13 protein-coding genes and 3 pseudogenes are annotated in these 20,021 nt (G+C 51.6%); 9 read left to right on the top strand and 7 right to left on the bottom strand.

What is annotated here, in order from left to right; translation table 11 throughout:
* Positions 1–20: 20 nt before the first annotated feature.
* Positions 21–146, bottom strand: a pseudogene (locus A8990_RS32695) (UTP--glucose-1-phosphate uridylyltransferase); the annotation flags it as partial.
* 267 nt (positions 147–413) lie between these two features.
* Between A8990_RS32695 and A8990_RS06760 the strand changes: the two are divergent.
* Both A8990_RS06760 and A8990_RS06755 read left to right on the top strand, forming a co-directional pair.
* Positions 414–2,870: an O-antigen ligase family protein gene (locus A8990_RS06760; RefSeq protein ID WP_116188263.1), complete on the top strand. Its 2,457-nt coding sequence runs from the start codon at positions 414–416 to the stop codon at positions 2,868–2,870.
* Positions 2,871–2,996: 126 nt separating this feature from the next.
* Complete coding sequence (locus tag A8990_RS06755) at positions 2,997–4,517, top strand: S-layer homology domain-containing protein (RefSeq protein WP_116188262.1); 1,521 nt, start codon at positions 2,997–2,999, stop codon at positions 4,515–4,517.
* 49 nt (positions 4,518–4,566) lie between these two features.
* Here A8990_RS06755 and A8990_RS06750 read toward each other — a convergent pair whose 3' ends face one another.
* Positions 4,567–5,091 carry a sugar nucleotide-binding protein gene (locus A8990_RS06750; protein WP_181909438.1) on the bottom strand — a complete coding sequence of 175 codons (525 nt, stop codon included), beginning with the start codon at positions 5,089–5,091 and terminating at the stop codon, positions 4,567–4,569.
* Between the two features lie 234 nt (positions 5,092–5,325).
* Here A8990_RS06750 and A8990_RS06745 point away from each other — a divergent pair, with 234 nt between their 5' ends.
* Both A8990_RS06745 and A8990_RS06740 read left to right on the top strand, forming a co-directional pair.
* Positions 5,326–5,937 carry a superoxide dismutase gene (locus A8990_RS06745; RefSeq protein WP_116188260.1) on the top strand — a complete coding sequence of 204 codons (612 nt, stop codon included), beginning with the start codon at positions 5,326–5,328 and terminating at the stop codon, positions 5,935–5,937.
* 192 nt (positions 5,938–6,129) lie between these two features.
* Positions 6,130–8,352 carry a methyl-accepting chemotaxis protein gene (locus A8990_RS06740; protein WP_116188259.1) on the top strand — a complete coding sequence of 741 codons (2,223 nt, stop codon included), beginning with the start codon at positions 6,130–6,132 and terminating at the stop codon, positions 8,350–8,352.
* A gap of 59 nt (positions 8,353–8,411) precedes the next feature.
* Here the strand turns inward: A8990_RS06740 and A8990_RS06735 are convergent, their stop codons facing one another.
* Positions 8,412–9,221 carry an alpha/beta fold hydrolase gene (locus A8990_RS06735; RefSeq protein WP_116188258.1) on the bottom strand — a complete coding sequence of 270 codons (810 nt, stop codon included), beginning with the start codon at positions 9,219–9,221 and terminating at the stop codon, positions 8,412–8,414.
* Positions 9,222–9,372: 151 nt separating this feature from the next.
* Between A8990_RS06735 and A8990_RS31435 the strand changes: the two genes are divergently transcribed.
* On the top strand, positions 9,373–10,266 hold the full coding sequence (locus A8990_RS31435; RefSeq protein WP_181909437.1) for a hypothetical protein: 894 nt from the start codon (positions 9,373–9,375) through the stop codon (positions 10,264–10,266).
* A 60-nt stretch (positions 10,267–10,326) separates the two neighbouring features.
* Here the strand turns inward: A8990_RS31435 and A8990_RS06725 are convergent, their stop codons facing one another.
* Together A8990_RS06725 and A8990_RS06720 are read right to left on the bottom strand one after the other, a co-directional pair.
* Entirely contained in the window at positions 10,327–12,090 is a 1,764-nt protein-coding gene (locus A8990_RS06725) for a diguanylate cyclase (RefSeq protein WP_116188257.1), read from the bottom strand.
* Between the two features lie 181 nt (positions 12,091–12,271).
* Entirely contained in the window at positions 12,272–13,186 is a 915-nt protein-coding gene (locus tag A8990_RS06720) for a hypothetical protein (RefSeq protein WP_116188256.1), read from the bottom strand.
* 245 nt (positions 13,187–13,431) lie between these two features.
* On the opposite strand from A8990_RS06720, the gene trxB reads away from it, so the two are divergent.
* Together trxB and A8990_RS06710 are read left to right on the top strand one after the other, a co-directional pair.
* On the top strand, positions 13,432–14,385 hold the full coding sequence (gene trxB / locus A8990_RS06715; protein ID WP_116188255.1) for a thioredoxin-disulfide reductase: 954 nt from the start codon (positions 13,432–13,434) through the stop codon (positions 14,383–14,385).
* A gap of 63 nt (positions 14,386–14,448) precedes the next feature.
* Positions 14,449–14,889, top strand: coding sequence for a Dps family protein (locus tag A8990_RS06710; RefSeq protein WP_116188254.1), 441 nt, complete (start codon positions 14,449–14,451; stop codon positions 14,887–14,889).
* Positions 14,890–15,233: 344 nt separating this feature from the next.
* Here the strand turns inward: A8990_RS06710 and A8990_RS06705 are convergent, their stop codons facing one another.
* Both A8990_RS06705 and pyk read right to left on the bottom strand, forming a co-directional pair.
* The gene (locus tag A8990_RS06705) at positions 15,234–17,201 is read right to left on the bottom strand and encodes an ABC-F family ATP-binding cassette domain-containing protein (protein ID WP_116188253.1); all 1,968 of its coding nucleotides are present in this window, start codon (positions 17,199–17,201) and stop codon (positions 15,234–15,236) included.
* A gap of 118 nt (positions 17,202–17,319) precedes the next feature.
* Positions 17,320–18,321 (bottom strand): annotated as a pseudogene (pyk, locus tag A8990_RS06700) (pyruvate kinase); the annotation flags it as partial.
* A gap of 125 nt (positions 18,322–18,446) precedes the next feature.
* On the opposite strand from pyk, the gene A8990_RS06695 reads away from it, so the two are divergent.
* Positions 18,447–19,235, top strand: coding sequence for a helix-turn-helix transcriptional regulator (locus A8990_RS06695; RefSeq protein ID WP_116188251.1), 789 nt, complete (start codon positions 18,447–18,449; stop codon positions 19,233–19,235).
* 594 nt (positions 19,236–19,829) lie between these two features.
* Positions 19,830–20,021, top strand: a pseudogene (locus A8990_RS06690) (IS4 family transposase); the annotation flags it as partial.

The following is a 20,021-nucleotide window of genomic DNA, read 5'->3' as shown; positions in this document are numbered from 1 at the left end:
ATAGACAACCTTTCTTACAGCATGGCTCTCGTTGCAGGCAAAAACCTCGTTCCAAGACCTACAGCCGGTATTATTGCTTTACGTATTTTCACAATTACAAGCCCCTCTTTCAAAACATCTAAAACGATTAAAACAAACCAGAAAATATTAAAATTATATCAAATACCAGCTTCAAAAGAAGTTATTTCTATCCAATTAGTAAAAATAAGTGCATTCTGTGACATTTTTGAGAAAATTTAATAATCTTCTAGGTCTTGCTGAGCAACTTTGCTATACTTTCAACGTTATATTAAAATAGACCCATCATTCTTTCGCTTTATACACAATTCGACAAAGACAACGAGAATCCTGTCTAATTGTCTATTTTTTACCCAATTTCCTCTGAACTGTAAAAAAATCGCAAGGAGATTGCTATGAATCTTTCAAAAAAAGCGCTTCAAGTTCAAGCATCAGACGTCTCGCTCATCAAGTGGTTAGGTCTAACGGTTATCGCCATCTTCTTGTTCGCATTCCCTTACTGCCAAGGCTTATTTAACGGGTACAAAGTTCATTATGAAGGGCCACTTCTAGAGGCCGAACTTCTCGTCTTTGCCCTTCTATTGTTCAGCTGCATTTATTTGTTCAAGGTATGGACGCCGAATAGCTGGAAAGCGATCCTCGCAGCATGCATATGGTTGCTTCCAATAACTTATCTCATTTCATCCTTGCATCCAGCTTCAGAACATATGGCGCAATTTATGACGTACATCAATTTCATGTTAGCTTCATTGTTTGTACTGTCTCTCTACCTAACCGACTCTGCTAAAGCTCGCACTTACCTTCTATACAGCTTGTTATTATCCGGGTATGGAGTCGTGTTATATGGATTAGCAAATATGATGGGACAAGTTTACTTTCCTGATGCGCTCTGGTATCAACAAGAAGTATATCGCGTCACTTCTGTCTTCCAATATCCGAATGCCTATGCGGCGTACTTATCATCACTCTTTCTCGTATGTATTTATTTGATTACTGAATTTCGTAATTGGTATTGGCGGTTTGCTAACGGACTAATGCTCGTCCCGATCTGGATTTCATTCATGTTAACGTTGTCGCGTGGCGCCCTGGTCATCGTTCCGCTGCTTATTCTGATCATTTTACCTTTTCTAAAGCTAAAGAATCAGATTCTATATTTAAATTACATTGCGATATCGATTGTTTTCAGTTTTGCAATATTGGGTAAGATTTCTGTGTTGTTGGATAAAATTGGGCGCGCAATCTTGCCGGATTCATCTCACGCTGAGCCTCGCCTGCTTTCCCCGTGGGCCGATTTGCCTTTGTCGGGCTGGACGTGGCTGGTACTAGCCAGTGTGATATGTTCGGCTGCAATCTCTATTGTACATAGATATGTTGAACCACTTTTGGAGCGGAAGTTAAGCTCATTTTCTATGACTAAATGGTCTTATACTGTCATTCCTCTTGCACTTATAATTGTCACTATTGCAGGTTCCGTCTTAGTTTTGGGGAGCAGCGCCGTCAGACAACTGCTGCCGGGGGAAATTTCCAATCGGATAGAAACCATCAACTTTAATCAGCACAGTGTGCTTGAAAGAAAAACATTTTATGCTGACGCACTTAAACTCTCTGCAGATTATCCAGTTTTCGGTGCCGGCGGAGGCGCTTGGGCTGCTCTGTACGAGAAGTATCAGAACAACCCTTATGTCAGCAAACAGGCACATAGCTACTATTTCAGTACACTTGTTGAAACCGGTTGGGTTGGATTGCTTGTTTTGCTTGGCCTATTAACGCTTATGTTTTTCATTTACATTCGCCATTTCTTTAGGGATCGAAGCGTTCGAAAAGATCATCTTAGCTTCTTTATATTTGCCGTGTCATTGTTAATTCATAGCATCATTGACTTTGATATGAGCTATGTTTATTTGTCCGCTCTCGTGTTCATTTCTCTTGGGGCAATGGTGGCTGCTTACAATACCACATTCCAAAAAGTTGGATGGGCAGAGTTTGCAAATAAAGCATGGCGGTATGTCTACCCGACAGCAATCGCTTTATTGGCTATTGTGCTGCTTACTTGGTCGTTCCGCGAATATAAAGCAAATAACTTGTACCAGCAGGCTCTGATGCTCGCTGCTGATAAGAACAACAAGCTTAAAGATTATTTGCCTGAACTTGATTCAGCAATAAGCGCGTCTCCTAATCATCCTGACTATATGCTCAGAAAAGTAGATTGGATGAGTCAAGCTTATGCGCAAACAAATGATGAACAGTACAAAAAAGTCATCGAGAGCTTGCTTAAGCAACTGAAGAACACCGAACCTAACAATCGCGATGTAATCCTAGCTGAATATCAATTTACTAAAGCGATTCAGAAGAATGTTCCTGAAGCAATCGGATTCCTGGAAGAAGGGATTACAAAATTCCAATGGGATATTCATTACTATGAAGCTCTTATTATGGAGTACTTCACAGCTGGCCAGAGCGGAATCCAAGTCAATGGAATGAGCACTGAACAAGAGTGGAACAAAGCATTGGAGCTCTACAATCAGGTTCTCAAAAGGAAAGAAGCATTAACAGCACTGCCGAAGGAGCAATTGCAAGGCAGAGCATTTGATTTAACGCCTATGATCCGTTTCGCTGTTGGCCAAATCTACTATTCCTATCATGATTACGGTGAAGCGGTGAGCTTACTAAGGCCTCTTGCACAAGGGAAATTAAACGAGCCTTTTGTAAAAATTTCGACACCACTTTATTTGGATTCTTTGGATGCTATTGGCAAAAGTGACAAAAAAGTTTATAATCAACTAATCGATGCAGACCCGTCCCAAAAAGAGACACTATCTGCCTTGAAAACTAGCAGATCAGCCAAAAGCTGACACCGTTTTCCTTAAAAGTTTCCAACTTTACAAAATTTGACCTTTTTTTTGACGAAAATATCATATATAATGAGAGACTGAGAACTACCTCTTTCATAAATTTCCTTGAAAGGAGGTGAAAACAACATGAAAAAGCTAATCATGAACAAAACTGCTGCAGTTCTCGTTTTTGCAATGATGATTTCTGTTCTGACGCCAATTATCGCTTTTGCTGCACAATTCAATAATGTATCAGTAAGTGGTAACACGGTAACAGGTGATGTGTACTTGACACAAGATGAGTACAACGCACTTGCGGATCAAAGCAGAATCTCGGTTAACGTGTACGATGCTGCTGGAAATGTAGTTACAAATGTGTACGCTACATATACGAATGATGGACTTTTCCACTTCACTTATACTTTGGATCGCACTGGTTACTTGGGTTACGATAACGTAACTACCGGTACTTACACTTATAGTGGTGGTAACAACAACATCATCTTCGTTCCAACAACACCTGATGTCGTTAACACTGACGGAACTGTAAACCGTGATGCTCTGATTGCTTTGTTCGGGGCTAATGCTGATGCTACAGTTACTTCCAAATCGGAAGTAGTTTCGCTCCCTGCTGATGCCCTGCTGAAAGGTAAGTCCTTGACCATTAAATTGGAAGACGGTACTTCCTATACGCTGCCAATCGCTGCGCTTAAACTTGAAGACCTTGCTAAATCCCTCGGGGTTGAGCTTAAAGATCTGACAATCCGCGTAGAATTGAAGAAAGTAACTGGCGATACTGCAACTAAAATTGCAGGCGCTGCTACTGCAGTCGGCGGTGAACAAGTTGCTCCAGCAGTCGACTTCAAAGTCGTAGCTGTTGCAGGTTCTAAAGAACAAACAATCGAGAACTTCGGACAGTACGTATCTCGTACGATTCCGGTAACTGCATCCGACGCTGCTGGCCTTACAGGCGTATTGTACAACCCAGTAACAGGTACTTTCACATTCGTGCCAAGCACCTTCGCTACTGTGGATGGCAAAACTCTTGCAACGCTGAAGCGTAACGGTAACAGCATCTACACTGTAATCAAAACGAAAGCTGCATCCTTCGCGGATCTGGCTGGACATTGGGCACAGAAAGATGTTGAAGCTCTTGCAGGTAAATTGATCGTTGAAGGAACGGGCGCTAACAAGTTCGAACCTAAACGTGACATTACACGCGCTGAGTTTGCAGCACTGGTGGTTCGCGCATTGGGTCTTGAAGTTGGCGGTACTTCCGACAAGTTCAAGGATGTCGCTTCTGACAAATGGTTCGCTAGTACGGTCGCTTCGGCGGTTAAGGCTGGTCTGATCACTGGTTATGAAGATGGTACATTCAAACCAAACGCAAACATCACTCGTAAAGAGATGGCTGCAATCGTGGTTCGCGCCATGAAACTTGCTGGTAAAGATGTCGCGATTTCGGATGCTGACGTATCCAAAGCGCTGGCAAGCTTCACTGATGCAAGCAGCCTGGGCTGGGCGAAAGACGAAGTTGCAGTTGCAATCAACGCTGGTGTCGTTAAAGGTCAAACTTCCACGAAAGTGGTAGGTGACGCTAACGCTAACCGTGCTGAAGCAGCTACAATGATCGCTCGTTTCCTCGGTAAAGTTGGATTCATTAACTAATTCAACTTAAAAAACGACCCTTCGGGGTCGTTTTTTTATATCATTTTGATCATACCGTAGACTTCCATGTTCCTTCTTGCTTGAAAAACTGATAGTAAGAGGATACTCCGTTATCGTAGAGCTCATAAAAGCCAAATCTATCGGTTTGAATGAGATTCAGAATATAAGTTGAAAGTTCTTTCAATTCATCCAGAGATTGCGGTTCCTTCGATAGATTTACGATATATAATCGTTCAAGTGTCGACTGCAGCTGTTGTCGTTCTGTGAGTGCTGAGGCTCCATCCACAACGTAGACAAGCTTAGCGCCGAATTCTCTGGCCGCAAGCGCTACATTGCAGACTTGAGAGGGCGCCGCATCTGTCTCTCTCTCCGTGTCGCAGTGAATGATGACATCGGGCTGATACCGCTTCACGACCTGACGGCAATGCTCCAGATCGCCTGCATCCATCCCGCCCCGGCTAAATCCGAGTACCGCAATGCCAGGCACATTCGTTCCATACACCAGCGTATGGCCAAGCTCCCCTTCAGTTGTACCTGTTGCAATAACGCGCAACGCTCTTTCCTTAGCTGTCATGATGCTCACCCTGCTTCCCATGATGTTACTCTATGTATATTCCGCAGGAGCCCATTTTGGTTCAAATCTGGGTGATTTTGTATGGGAATGGACAGATTGGTTCATGCTAGTAGAGGTTCTGAGGGCTGACAGCAGCAGGCGGGACTTTACAAACATTAATGTTGATTTATGCTCCCAGAAGGAGCATAATGGAAAATGAAAAAACGATACATATTATAGGAGGTTTTCTGAACAATGGCACACCAATTGCCCGCTTTGCCTTACGCAAACAATGCGCTTGAGCCTCATATCGATGAGACAACGATGATGATTCACCACGACCGTCATCATAACACTTACGTTACGAACCTGAACGCTGCACTGGAGTCCGCTCCTGAGCTGCAAGAGAAGTCGGTTGAGGCTCTGATCGCTGACCTGAACAGCGTTCCTGAAGCAATCCGCACAGCTGTCCGCAACAACGGCGGCGGCCACGCGAACCACTCCCTGTTCTGGGAAACAATCGGACCAAACGCTGGCGGCGAACCTACTGGCGCATTGGCTGATGCAATCGCTAGCGAGCTGGGCGGCCTTGATCAATTCAAAGCTGACTTCGCGAAAGCAGCAACAACTCGTTTCGGCAGCGGCTGGGCGTTCCTTGCACTTAGCAAAGACGGCAAGCTGAAAGTATACAGCCTTCCGAACCAAGACAGCCCGATCATGGAAGGCGAAACTCCGCTTCTTGGTCTGGACGTATGGGAGCACGCTTACTACCTGAAATACCAAAACAAACGCCCTGACTACATTGCAGCGTTCTGGAACGTTGTAAACTGGGCTGAAGTTGGCAAACGTTACGACGCTGCGAAGTAATTCGTTCGCTTCTACTGAAGACCTCTGCGCTACTGCGCGGAGGTCTTTTTGTGTATTTTTTTAAACTTATGTCTAAATACCTAACATCCTTCCCTAGAACTTTAACTTTTCTTCAACAAACTCCGACTTTTATCCTATATTCATGTTATAATTCCTTCCATGATATCCAAGAAGAGAGAGAAGGGGTACCTCATGTTCGATTGGTTGGGATTTCGCAAAGGACTGCCGCTGTGGTGGTCGTACAAGCTCAATGCTGCGATGAAAGAGGATGTGGAGGATATTTTCGAAGGCATCGCAGAAACAAGAATGGATATTCTTCAGACATGGGCAGGCGAATATTGGGATCACCTTGACCGTTTGCTTCGTCAAATGTCCCTCAATCAGCCCATTGATGCCGCTATAACCTCAAACGCAACCTCCTCTTGGGAGGGATTGTTTGCCGGAACCCGGGCACGGGCTTCCGATTTCTCCGAGCTCTTCCTGCTTGACGAGAATCACCGCGTTCTATTCTCGACTGAGCCGCGTCATGTCGGAGAGGATTACGGACATGGGAGCGCGCTGGCACCTGGATTAGCGTATTCGCAAGATCAATCGGCCGGCGGCCGTAAATGTTTGTTCGGACCTTATGCCGATCCCCGGACGCTTACAATCGGACCGAGCACGTCTTCTTTTCATGATCAAATGACGCTTCTGTTTATTTCCCCGATTGTCCGTGACGGCAGATGGGAGGGCGCTTTGTGCGGACGGGTACCGAACGATGTTATCGGCGATCTCATTCAACGGGAATCCGGCCATGTCTATTCCGATTCCGGTGACAATTACTTGTTTATGGCTCGCCCCGCGCTGGCCACGCACATCGTGCCGGGCACCGCTTTATCCCGCAGCCGCTTCGAAGACCGAACTTTCACGCACGGCGACAATTTGAAGGACGGCGTATCCACGGAATTCGGCACCGTTTCCGTTAAGGATCACACTGAGCTTGAGCTTGTCTTTACCGATCCCGCTACCGGTCAGCTTCATCCGGGCGTCGCGAACACCATTCGAAACGGCTCCAATCTGTTCGTAGAGTTTCCCGGCTATTCGGATTACAGGCACATTCCCGTCATTGGCAAAGGCGTCACCTTCCAGCTGCCGCACAGTCCCGATCTTTGGGGGATGATGTGTGAAGGAGACTTGGAGGAAGTGTACCGCATCCGCGGCATTCGGTATACGCAGTCCAAGCTGATGATGGGATGGTTGGCCTGTCTCGGCATTCTTGGGGCTATATTCGCTTATTATCTCTTCACGATCGTCACGCCCGTACTCAGTTCGTTTATCATCGGCGGCTTCATCTTCTTGCTTGGCCTCGCCATGATGCGCGCCCTGGATCATAAAGGGAACAAAGTGACGGTTCATCAAATGCGCAGATTAAATCAATTTATCCGCATCAACGCCGAAGGCAAGGGCGACCTCACCCAGCGCCTGGATACGAGTTCTTTCCCGAACAACGAAACGCGCGAGCTTGCCAAATGGATTAACAATATGATCGATTCCATAGAAGGCATTATGCTTCAGGTGAAGCTTGCTTCCAGCGACGTGTTAACCAACCAGCGCGCACTGCTCGAGACGACAGGAGCTACTGCGGGTACGACCGAGCGGGTGAGCAGCCGGGTTAGCGATATGATCCTCAGCATTCGAAGCCAATTAAGGGATATCGATATCGCCAAGGATGTCGCTGGCGAGATGCGCGAGACGCTGCACATGCTGGAGGAGAAGGCATCTGCCAATATCGGTGTCGCGCAGGACGAGCTTGTACGGATCGGCGATAAAATGGGGCAAATTGCAGCGCATGTTTCGGAAACAAACCGGTCTGTCGAAGCATTTATGGAAACGACCAATGAAATTCGCGGCGTGCTCCGTGTCATTGAGGAAATATCATCGCAGACGCATCTGCTGGCGCTTAACGCCTCGATTGAAGCTGCACAGGTGGGCGAGCAAGGCAGAGGCTTTGCCGTTGTGGCGGCTGAAATCCGCAAACTGGCCGACCATACCAAGCAGTCGACCGAACAGGTGCACGGCATTGTCCACCACATCTATGTCAACGCCCAACAAGCTGCAAAGACGATGGCCGAAGGCACGAAAGTAGTAACGGAAGGAACCGTACTCGTTGCAGCAGCCTCCGAGCTCTTAAGCAGCAGTCAAGATCATGACACCTTAAAATCACGAATCATCGACGAGGTCGTCGTCATCATGGAGAAAATTGCGGAGGTGAGCAAGCAGAACCGGATCATCTCGACCGAGGTGGAGAGCAATGTGCAGGATTTGCTCGGCGACTTCGTAAACGTTCGCCACACCTCCAATCATGTAGAAGCCATTACGGCCTTCCTTCAACAGCTTGTCGGCCAGTTCCAGCTTAGCGATGCGCGCAAGCGCTAATAAAGAGAGGACCTCGCGCATGGAAGAGCGCCGAGGTCCTCTTTTTGGTAATCGGATTGCTACTTGCCGCCCAAGGCGTTCAACAGCTCCTGATTGAACTTCTCGCGTTCGTCGTAGAAGAGGCCATGCCCGCTCTGCTCGAAAGGCACGAGCTTGGAGCCTTGGATGCCCTTGTTCATTTGCTCCGCAAGCGCATATGGCGCGATGGCATCGAGCTTACCGTGAAGGATGGTCGTCGGGAGCTGGACGTTGGCCAGGTCCCCGCGCAGGTCTTCATCGCGCAGCGACTCGAGTCCTTTAATCGTTCCATAGGAAGAGGCGTCGAAGCCGAGCCCGTTGAACCACGTACGGAACGGATCGCTTATCGGCTTCGCGAAGAAGGTCATGCCGAAATCGGCGACCGTCTTCGGACGGTCCGTGTATAGTCCGGCGATGCTTTTATTGATTTGCTCCACAGGCGTCCCATAGGGGAAGTCCGGACGTTGTGTAAACACCGGCGCTGCCGCCGCTGCGAGCACGATCCCGCACAGTCGTCTTCCGTAGTGCCGGGCGGCGTAACGGATCGCGAGGGCCCCGCCCATTGAGAAGCCTACCAGCGTCGCATGCAGCAAGCCGAGCGTATCCGCCACGACAGCAATATCGTCGGACATCCGGTCATAGTCGTAGCCGCTCCACGGCGCATCAGACTTGCCGTAGCCGCGCAGATCAATGCCGATGCAGCGAAAGCCATACTTCGGCAGCACATTGTACTGATATTCGAACATTCTATGGTTGACCGGCCAGCCATGGACAAATATAACTGGTCGCCCTGCTCCGATATCCTCGACATACAGCTTTACGTCCTTCTCTACTTCCACATAGCGTCCCATTCATCAACCACCTTTCGCCCATTTTATATGTATACAGAGCAGCCGGGAGATAGTATTGAAGTTTCGAAAAAGGGCACCGGATAGGCTATAGCCGCATACACTACACCGAGACATTTACCTATCCTTGTTTGTTGAAAAGGAGTAACGAACCATGACGAGTTATACGTATATTCCTGGAGCTCCTGCAGGTAACGTCAATCCATATCGAGATTGCGGCTGCGGCGGCCCTCGCATGTTCCCAGGCTTGCCAGGCGGCGGCATGGGCATGCCGGGTATGCCAGGCGGTCCCGGAGGATTCCCTGGCGGTCCTGGTGGATTCCCTGGCGGTCCTGGTGGATTCCCAGGCGGTCCTGGCGGTCCTGGTGGATTCCCAGGCGGTCCCGGAGGATTCCCTGGTGGCCCCGGTGGTCCTGGCGGATTCCCAGGCGGACCTGGCGGTGGCCCCGGCGGTCCTGGTGGACCTGGTGGTCCCGGCGGTCCTGGCGGATTCCCGCCTCCACCTCCTCCGTTCCCCGGTCCCGGCGGTCCTGGCGGATTCCCGCCTCCACCATTCCCAGGTCCCGGCCCATTCCCAGGCCCGTTCCCATTGCCGATCCCAATTCCGATCCCGTTCCCACCTGGCCCTGGACCATTCCCGCCTGGACCGTTCCCTGGCTTCGTAACGGTGTTCATTAACGGCGGACGCTTCTTCCCGTGGATTACGAACTCGTACCGCGTACGCCACTTCCCGGGCATGAACGTCGCGCAGGCACTTGCTTCGACTGGCGTCGTCCGCATCAACAATAACGGACGCATCATTTCCGTTAACGGCGTCGTCGTTGCGGGCAGCACGGATACCATTCTCCGCCTGAACGGCCGCCGCATTCCAGAGTCGCTGATCTTCATCCCTATTCAATCCGGCGACACCGTTGGACTCGAGCTTGTCGTCGGCCCAATCGGCACGCCGCGCAACGACGAAAACAGCTTCCAGCCTTACCCGGAAGTCATTGAAAACAACTTCGAAGCGCTGCAGCGTTTGGAAGAAGCGGAACAGCAGCAAGGCTAACTCGCTCCACTTCTATATAAAGCAATCGCCCGCAATCCAAGTCGGATTGCGGGCGATTGTCTATTCCATTAAGCTGCGTACCCTCTTCTCGAACTCCTGCATCGAGAACGGCTTCGTGATGAAGTGATCCGCACCGAGTGCCAAGCTTTCCCTCGCCGTTCCAGCCAGATCCTGCCCGGTCGCGAACATGATCTTCGTTCGTGCTGGCCGCGTGCCCTCATCATTCATTCGCTTCAGCACCTGCAATCCGCTCATCACCGGCATGATGCAATCGAGGATGCACAGATCCGCGCTCTCGGTCATCAGCATGTGGTATGCCGTCTCGCCATCCGGCGCCTCCAGCGTTTGATAGCCGGCGCTGTGCAAATTGTCGACCATAATCATCCGAAGCACGCGGTCATCTTCTGCGACGATAACCTTCCTTACCGACCGTGAACCTGTGGTTGACTGATCGGTACGGAGCTTGCTTGAGATCTTGTACATCCGATTACGTCCGAGATGCTTCGCTTTATACAGTGCATAGTCCGCCCGTTGAATCAACTGCTCCACGGTAAGTCCTGGCCTCCACTGCGAGATGCCAGCTGAGAACGTGATGGAGTGGCTCCGTTCCTCGGTCGTTACAATCGGCGAATGCTGCACCTTCTGCAGGATCGAGCCAATGGCCTTGTAGGCATCCGAGTCGTTCGTATTCGGCAAAATCACGACGAACTCCTCGCCGCCCCAGCGCGCCACGATGTCGGAGCTGCGCAGACTTTCGCGCAGCAGCTGACCAAAGTGCTGAAGCACAAGATCGCCGATTTGGTGCCCGTACGTATCGTTTACCATTTTAAAATGATCCACATCAATGAGCGCAATTGAAAGGCTCGCCGGCTTCCGGTTCATCCGGTTTAGCTCCACTTCAATCTGGATGTCGAAGAATCGGCGGTTGTATAAGCCCGTGAGCGGATCGCGGAACGCAAGCAATTCATATTCACGGTTGCGCTGCAGCAGACGCCGAATGCGGGCACTTAGCTCTTCATAATCGAATGGCTTGATGACATAATCGTCGGCGCCCATATCGAAGCAGCGAACCTTATCCTCTGTTTCATTGCAGCCTGAGAGCACGATCATCGGCACGACCCGAATCGCCTGGTCGTTCTTGATCATTTGTAATATTTCATAGCCGCTCTGCGGGTACATCATCAGATCGAGTGTAATCAGCTGATAGTTGCCGCCTCGCAGCAATCTCATCGCTTCCTGCACATTCGAAGCCGTATCAACCATATAGCCTTCGAGCTCAAGCCGCTCCGTTAGATAAGCGCGAAGTCCGGCATCGTCATCAATAACGAGGATCCTGCTCGACCCAGGCAGCTCCAAATGTCCCACTTGTCCGTCGATGACCACAGGAGCCGGCGCCGGCGCCGGCTCCTGCTCTGAGGATGCGACAGCAATCGCACTAGCGTCAATTTCTATTTCCAGCACGCCGAGCACCGGCAGCGTTTCAAGCGAACTGCTCCGATATAGCTGCATTACGAAGGCGTCATCGTACTCCTCCGGCACCGCTGCCAGCGAGGCTTGTCTCGCCCAATGCCAGCTCGAAAGTATTTGCTGCGCAAGCTCGCCGATCTGTTTGAACCCAATGGTCGGCGCGCTTCCTTTGATCGAATGCACGATACGATATATTTCTGCGGCTCTGCCGTACGAAATGTCCATGTCTGCAACTGCGCACAATTGCTGCAGCTGTTGAAGCTTACTGAACAGCTCTTCTACATACAGCCTCTTGCTGTGCCTCATAAGACGGTCCTGCGACGACGGCCCTGTCTCGTTTCTGCCTGGCTGAATCATCGATTGTTCCCCTCGCTTGACTGCTAATTCTCGGTGTAAATGCCCACGTGATAGACAATGATTTACAAGTATTCTACCAGTTCGGGTAAATAAAAAAAACCAGCTGATGCAGCTTCAGCCGGTTTATCCAACAATTTAATATTTTGTTTCATTTTTGTTCACGACTTCGCAAACGAATGAGCTAATGGACTTGGATGACAAAAGGTACAATCAGCAGCTGGCCATGCCGCTTGAACTGCCCCCAAATTTTATACAAGCCCGGCTCCGGGAACGTTGCGTGGAACTGTGCGGTTGGCCCCTTGGCACGCTCGTCCATTGCATGCACATGCACATAGCGCTCAGCGTCTGCATCCATGATGACCACATGCCCAATTGCGCCTAGATAGGGCTGCAAATCGGTGACAGGCTTATCATTCATGGCATCGCGAAACGTGAAGGTCAGCATACTGCTTGCTCCTGCTTTCGGCTCGCTGCCTAGAGACAAGCTCACTTCCATCCCGCCGGCTGCACGGGTCAGCTCCTTGTCGGCGGTCAGCACCGGTTCAGTCTTGGGCTCGTCTCCCGCGCCTCGCGCAACGACTACCCAGTTGCTCTGCGTCTGCTGCTTGCCCTCTGCTGGCTTGAAATCTGCAACGAGCTTGTATGCGCCCGCCGTTTTGAAATTCACCTTCGCCTCGAACACGCCTGCCATCTTCGTTTGGACCGGGTGGATATGCATGAACTTCGACAGCCTCTTGCTGACGATGATGAGATGCAGCTTCTTCTCATGATTGACTTCAAGCGACTGATCCGGTTGTCCAGTTGTGTCTGTAATGGCAATGCGCAGCAATGTCGGTTTGCCGGCTTGCGGCATTCCGCTTGGCCATGTGAAGCGTGCCGCGTCGGTCTTGTTCCAGCCTTTAGCGGCTGGTTCCGGTTCCATTTCCGTGCTCATCTCGCTGTCGTGGTCGTGATGAATATCAGATGCCATAGCCTCCATCGCTGCCGTGCTTTGTGCCGGCATGACGGACGCCGAAGCGCCTCTTTGGCAGCCTGTACTGCTTATCAGCAGCAGAAGCGCCGCCGTAAGGGCTAACGCCGCTTTTGCTTTGTTCATGTTCCGTTGTCCTCGCCTTCTTCTTGAATAACGATGCCTGATGCCTCTTACTTGTTTTTCCAACTTGGCCCGAAATATTCAGTTTCTCTTGCCGAGCCACTCTTCTCGCACACCACGCTACTACAAAAAATGTCGCGAAAAGGGGTTGACTTATGAGCTTATTTATAATAATTTTAATTTAGGAGTTATTATTAATTATCTTCTCAAGTAAACAAACAAGCTAGCCCGAAGGGAGCGGTTCGACCATGGAAGATATCGTAATTGTAGGTACAGGTCCAGCCGGTCTGACGGCAGCTATCTATCTCGCACGTGCCGGCTACAGTCCGCTCGTGTTGGAAGGTCCGCAGCCAGGCGGTCAATTGACGACAACGACTGAGGTGGAGAACTTTCCGGGTTTCCCGGAAGGCGTGCTCGGTACAGATCTGATGGCGAATATGCGTCAGCAAGCAGAGCGGTTCGGTGCTCGTTTTAGGGCGGGCTGGGTACAATCGGCCGATCTATCGAAGCGTCCATTCAAGCTGACCATCGAGAATGGCAGTGAAATCTTTACACAATCGATGATTATTTCCACTGGCGCCTCGGCAAAATATATGGGTATCCCCGGTGAACGCGACAACATCGGGCGCGGGGTAAGCACATGTGCAACCTGTGACGGATTTTTCTTTCGCGGGAAGAAGATTATCGTTGTCGGCGGCGGCGACTCTGCGATGGAGGAAGCTGGCTTCCTGACGCGTTTTGCATCTGAGGTAAGGCTCGTGCATCGCCGCGAGGAGCTTCGCGCTTCGAAGATTATGCAGGATCGGGCGCGTGCCAATGACAAAATCAAATGGAGTCTGGGCGTCACACCGCTTGCAGTTGAATCAGGCGAGCAAGGCTTGCAGGGACTTCGCGTCCGCGACAATGCAACCGGCGAGGAAACGCTGCTCGAAGCGGACGGCGTATTCATCGCCATCGGCCATACGCCGAACACCGGCTTTCTCGGCGGCCAAGTGACAACCGATGAGCTCGGCTACATTCAGGTTCAGCCAGGTACTTCGCTCACGAACATCCCTGGCGTCTATGCTTGCGGCGACGTGCAGGATCATCGTTATCGCCAAGCGATTACCGCTGCCGGAAGCGGCTGCATGGCGGCGCTGGACTGCGAGCATGAGCTCGAAGCGTTCAAAGCAGGGCAATTGGGCGAGACAGTCGAAGTTTAAACTGAAGCTATAAAGTTTAATTTAAAACTATATAAAATTTGGTAAATGAGGGAGTTCATTCACATGACAACGAAACTGCAAACGATTTTGAACAATCAAATTGCAACTTGGAGCGTACTCTATGTCAAGCTGCACAATTTTCACTGGTATGTGAAGGGCAATCAGTTCTTCACGCTGCATGTGAAGTTCCAGGAGCTGTATGAGGAAGCAACGCTGCACGTCGACGAAATCGCAGAGCGTCTGCTCGCGATCGGCGGCCAGCCGGTAGCAACGATGGCGGAGTACATCGAGCTCTCGACGGTTAAAGAAGCGACTGGCAAAGAGTCCGCAGTCGAAATGGTGGACGCTCTGATCGCGGACTTCAGCGCAGTAGTTGCCGAGCTGAAGGAAGGCATGGCAGAAGCGGCTTCCAGCGGCGACGAAACGTCCGGCGACATGCTGCTCGCGATCCACAGCACGCTCGAGAAGCACATTTGGATGCTGAAGGCGTTCAATGGTCGCTAAGCATTAGAGAGACGAGAAACAGAAAAACGCAGCTCCACTGGGAGCTGCGTTTTTCTGTTTTTTTGTTTTGGCGTATCCAAAATCCCACCAATGGTAGATACCTACAGTACTCTCCTTCGCTCAAATCCTCGATTTCACGGCAATGTAGATACCTGCAGTACTCTCTTTCGCTCATTCCCCTCAACTTCACGCCAATGTAGATACTTACAGTACTCTCTTCCGCTCATTCCCTCGCATGCCGCCGATGTCTTGCGCCACCTCGCCATTTAAGCGCTCCGGCCGCCCCAACAAGTCAAACAAAAAAAGCCGCCCTGCTTCCACAAGGCGGCTCCCATCCCATCCATCTATTTCTTCTTATTCGCCGCGATCTGCTCGGCGAGCTCGTTCAAGAAAGTCCAGCGGTCCATCAGGTGCTCCAGCTTCGCTTCCAGCTCCTGCTGTTCCTTCAGCAGGTCCTGCAGCGTAGCAGAGTCACTGCTCGACACTTCCATCTTCGTCTGCAAAGCTGCAAGCGAAGCTTCGGCCTTCTCGATGTCAGCATCGATCGTTTCGAATTCTTTCTGCTCTTTGTAGCTCATTTTGGTCGGTCCAACCGGCTCCTTCACCGGCTCGGCCGCATCTCTCGCAGCTCCAGCACCGCCAGCAGATTCGGCTCCTTTGCCGACGCTCTTCCCGGCAGCAGCTGCGGCAGACGTATCCTGCGAGCGCACGCCGTGCGCTTCCGCATACTCCTGATACTCCGTGAAGTTGCCGACATGCTGCTCGATCGCGCCGTCGCCTTCAAAGGCAAAGATCCGATCGACCGTACGATCCAAGAAGTACCGGTCATGGGATACCGTGAACACGACGCCTGGGAAGTCGTCCAGATAATCTTCAAGCACCGTCAGCGTCGTAATGTCGAGATCGTTCGTCGGCTCGTCGAGCAGCAGCACGTTCGGCGCTTCCATCAGCACGCGCAGCAGCTGCAGCCTGCGCTTCTCGCCGCCGGACAGCTTCGCGATCGGCGTCCATTGCTGCGCCGGCGGGAACAAGAACCGCTCCAGCATTTGGGCTGCTGTCACCGTCGTGCCGTCGCCGGTCGTTACCCGCTCGGCACTTTCCTTAATAAAATCAATGACGCGCATCGTCTCATCCATCTCTTCGCGCTCCTGCGAGAACACGCCGAGCTTCACCGTCGGCCCGAGGCGAACCTCGCCCGCATCCGGCTCAAGCTTGCCGGAGATGAGCTTCAGCAGCGTCGACTTGCCAAGCCCGTTGCGGCCGACGATGCCGACGCGATCCTCCGGCACCGCGATGTAATTGAAATCGCGAATTACTGTCCGCCCTTCGAACGACTTGGTCAAGCCTTCGATTTCAACGATCTTCTTGCCGAGGCGCGTCGACGCCACGGACACCTCCAGCTTGCCGACCGCCTTCTCCGGCGCAGCCGCACTCAAGGCTTCAAAACGCTGAATCCGCGCCTGCTGCTTCGTCGTACGCGCCTTCGCGCCGCGGCGCATCCACGCAAGCTCACCCCGCAGCAGGTTCTGACGCTTCGCTTCCGAAGCCGATTCCCGCTCCTCGCGGTCCAGCTTCAGCTCGAGAAACCTGCTGTAATTCGCCGTGTAAAAATGCGCCCGACCGCGATCGAGCTCCAATGTCCGGTTGCTGACACGGTCAAGGAAATACCGGTCATGCGTAATCATCAGCAAAGCGCCTTTGCGCTTCTGTAGCATGCCTTCGAGCCATGCGACCGACTCGTTGTCGATATGGTTCGTCGGCTCATCCAGCAGCAATACATCTGCCGGCTGGATAAGCGCTGCCGCCATCGCTACCCGCTTGCGCTGGCCGCCTGACAGGATACCGAGCTTCGCATCAAAGCTCGTGATGCCGAGCTTCGACAGCGCGATTTTCGCTTCGCTCTCAATGCCCCATGCATCCAGCTCAGCCATCCGCGCATTCGCACGGACAAGCTTCTCCTGCAGCTCCGCGTCGCCAGGCTTCAGCTCAAGCGCCTGCATCGCCGCTTCGTAAGCGCGGATCGCAGCCATCTGCGGCGAGTCGCCGCCGAGCACATGCGCAAGCACGGTCTGCTCCGGATCAAATTGCGGATCCTGCGATAGCATGCGCACCGTCACGCCTCCGGCAACAAGAATAGAGCCCGTATCAGGGGGCTCTAGACCTGCAACGACTTTCAGAAACGTCGACTTACCGGTGCCGTTAACGCCGATAATGCCGATTTTGTCGCCCATCTCAACGCCGAACGACACATCTTGGAACAAAACTTTCTCGCCGTAATTCTTCGAAATATGATCAACCGTTAATACGTGCATCGCTATTCATCCGCCTAACGTTAGTAGATCGCAAACCATACAAACCTGTTGCCCTCTACCCACTTTAAACGATTGACTAAGCTTCGATCAAATCTTTCTTTGCAAAATCAGCAGCAGCAGCCTCAGCCTTCAGCGCAATCGCCGCCATTGTCTGCACCGCTTCAACCGGATACGCGCCCGAAGCCGTCTCGCCGGAGAGCATGACAGCGTCTGTGCCGTCCCATACCGCATTCGCCACATCGCACGCTTCCGCACGCGTAGGACGCGGGTTATTTTGCATGGAATCGAGCATTTGCGTAGCTGTAATAACGAATTTGCCAGCGCGGTTGCAAGATGCAATCATGCGCTTCTGCGCCACTGGTACGTCTTCGATCGGAATCTCAACGCCAAGATCGCCGCGTGCGACCATAATGCCGTCGGATGCTTCGATAATCGCTTCGAGCTCGTCGAGCCCCTCTTGGTTCTCGATTTTCGAGTGCACCTGAATATGGCTTGCGCCTTTCTCCGCCAGCATGCTCTTCACTTGGAGCACGTCCTCCGCACGGCGGACGAACGACATCGCAATGATATCCACGCCAGTTTCCACGCCAAAAGCAATATGCAGCTTATCCTTCTCCGTTACGCCTGGCAGACTTGTGCGAATGCCCGGCAAGTTAACGCCTTTTCGCGACTTGATGATGCCGCCGTTCAGAATGACGCACACCACTTCCGTACCTTCGATGCGCACAACCTCAAGCTCAATGAGGCCGTCGTCGATCATAATGCGCGAACCCACCTTCACGTCCTTCGCCAGATCATACGATACCGAGATACGCGATGCGTTGCCGACGATTTGCTCCGTTGTCAGCGTCAGAAACTCACCGCTTTGCAGCATATAAGATGACTCTTGAAGGAGTCCTGTACGAATTTCCGGTCCTTTAATATCAAGCAGAATCGATACAGAGACGTTAAGCTTACGCGCAGCTTCGCGTACAGCCAAGATACGTCCACGATGATCATCCAGTTCTCCGTGCGCCAAGTTGAGGCGAGCGATGTTCATGCCGGCCTTCAGCATGCCTTCCAGTTTCTCAGGGGACATACACGCAGGCCCCATTGTGCAAACGATCGCGGTTTTTTTCATGTCGCTCACTCCTTGTTCCAATTTCAATCTTTCTTTTATTTTAAAAGATCGATTGCACAAGTGCGATGTACTATAGTACAGTGATTGTAAAATAGTACGGTAATCGACAAAAAGCGAGGTTGTCCATGTTCCACATCTTCGACATTAAGCAGGAGCGCGGCGTGCTTCAAGAGGAGCGGCGGATGCTGGGCATCGATAGCTTCACGCTTGTCTGGATTCGTTTTGGCCAGACGAACTATACGTATTCCGGCCAGAACGTGAGCTGCCGCAAGAACGAGCTGCTGCTCATTCCTGCAGGCGTTCCGGCCGCGGAGCTGCGCGGATCGGGGGCCGTTCGCGAGAGCGTCACAGTCCGCTTCAGCCCGGCCGATACTGCAGCGACGCTGCTGCTGCCCATCCTCGCAAGGCGCGCGCCGCTGCGCTGGGTCACGCATATGCCGGAGCTGCTGATGGAAAAGCTGCTTAGCATCGTGGAGCAGTGGACCGCGCGCGACCGTTACTTCTCCGTCATGTGCAGCGCGCTGCTGACGGAGCTGATCGTGACGATCAGCCGCGAATACGACGAGGGCGAGAAGGTGCCGTCCTCCATTCAGCATATCGAGCGGATGAAGCAGTACGTCGAGAACCATTACCGAAGCAAAATCACCAAAAACGAGCTCGGCTCCTGCATCGGCGTCAGCCCTAACTACGCCGCGACGCTGTTTCGCAAAGTTACCGGCCTGACAATCAGCGACTACGTGCATCGGAAGCGGATGAAGACCGCCCATTACATGCTCCGGCACTCCCAGCTGACGGTGCAGGACATTTCAGAGCATCTCGGGTACAGCGACCCCTCTTATTTCAATCGGATTTTCAAAAAGGTCGTCGGGCGGCTGCCGTCGGACGTTATCGTGGAGCGGTCGCAGCTGGAGTAAGGCGGCGATTAGCCGCCTCGCTCCCGTGATCGCCATCCCGCACGGTCTTCGCTGCACACTGCTCCCTCACACTATCCCGCGTTCTCCTTGCCTGCTCCCGTCATCACCACTCCCACAAGCTTTCCATGTCACTCCCGCCATCACACCATCTCTCACGCTCCATGCCCGCTCCAGCCATCACCATCCGCACGCACTCCATGCCCGCTGCCCGCACCTATGTGGGAGAAATCCACTCAAAAACCTTAATTCCGTCCAATTACCGCTCCTATATTGGATAAATCCACTCTACAACCCCAAATTGAGCCCATTTTGGCCTTTTCCTGAGAAAATGAATGGATTTTTCCAACATAGCTCTTCAGAAGTCACTAAATGCAGCAAAATGATTGGATTTTTCCAACATAGCCGCTCCAATCAAAAAAGAGACCGCCGCAGCGCAATGTCATTAAGTTAAGGTGTTGAACCAAATATCTATGCAAAGGAGCAGGTTATCGAAAGATAGCCTGCTCCTTTTTTGCGTGAAAAAGAGTAAAAGAACTTGACAAGCAGTTGAAAATGTGTGGCGAAGCCCCTTGAAAAAACGAGGAGGTTTCGCCCATGAATACGTACGCGAATTCACTAAAACAAAAGCTGACATCCCTTATTCAAGAAATGTCAGCCGCACCAGCACTGTATGTCAAAAACCCCGAAAAAGACTTTACGCGAAAGAAAAAGTTACCCTTTGAAACGGTTATGCAGCTCCTGATCTCAATGGGCGGAAACAGCCTATACAAGGAGCTCTTGGAGGCG

It is taken from the genome of Paenibacillus taihuensis, from assembly GCF_003386535.1.
Taxonomy (GTDB): Bacteria; Bacillota; Bacilli; order Paenibacillales; family Paenibacillaceae; genus Paenibacillus_Z; species Paenibacillus_Z taihuensis.
The sequence above is the reverse complement of the archived record's forward strand: the minus strand, read 5'-3'. Positions and strand labels throughout refer to the sequence as shown.

Excerpts from the sequence above, each read along its gene's own strand:
- A8990_RS06720 (WP_116188256.1), bottom strand. The coding sequence starts at position 13,186 with ATGAACAAAGCAAAAGCGGCGTTAGCCCTTACGGCGGCGCTTCTGCTG.
- A8990_RS06760 (WP_116188263.1), top strand. The coding sequence starts at position 414 with ATGAATCTTTCAAAAAAAGCGCTTCAAGTTCAAGCATCAGACGTCTCG.
- A8990_RS06710 (WP_116188254.1), top strand. The coding sequence starts at position 14,449 with ATGACAACGAAACTGCAAACGATTTTGAACAATCAAATTGCAACTTGG.
- A8990_RS06745 (WP_116188260.1), top strand. The coding sequence starts at position 5,326 with ATGGCACACCAATTGCCCGCTTTGCCTTACGCAAACAATGCGCTTGAG.
- A8990_RS06755 (WP_116188262.1), top strand. The coding sequence starts at position 2,997 with ATGAAAAAGCTAATCATGAACAAAACTGCTGCAGTTCTCGTTTTTGCA.
- A8990_RS06705 (WP_116188253.1), bottom strand. The coding sequence starts at position 17,201 with ATGCACGTATTAACGGTTGATCATATTTCGAAGAATTACGGCGAGAAA.
- A8990_RS06750 (WP_181909438.1), bottom strand. The coding sequence starts at position 5,091 with ATGACAGCTAAGGAAAGAGCGTTGCGCGTTATTGCAACAGGTACAACT.
- trxB (WP_116188255.1), top strand. The coding sequence starts at position 13,432 with ATGGAAGATATCGTAATTGTAGGTACAGGTCCAGCCGGTCTGACGGCA.
- A8990_RS06740 (WP_116188259.1), top strand. The coding sequence starts at position 6,130 with ATGTTCGATTGGTTGGGATTTCGCAAAGGACTGCCGCTGTGGTGGTCG.
- A8990_RS06725 (WP_116188257.1), bottom strand. The coding sequence starts at position 12,090 with ATGATTCAGCCAGGCAGAAACGAGACAGGGCCGTCGTCGCAGGACCGT.
- A8990_RS31435 (WP_181909437.1), top strand. The coding sequence starts at position 9,373 with ATGACGAGTTATACGTATATTCCTGGAGCTCCTGCAGGTAACGTCAAT.
- A8990_RS06695 (WP_116188251.1), top strand. The coding sequence starts at position 18,447 with ATGTTCCACATCTTCGACATTAAGCAGGAGCGCGGCGTGCTTCAAGAG.
- A8990_RS06735 (WP_116188258.1), bottom strand. The coding sequence starts at position 9,221 with ATGGGACGCTATGTGGAAGTAGAGAAGGACGTAAAGCTGTATGTCGAG.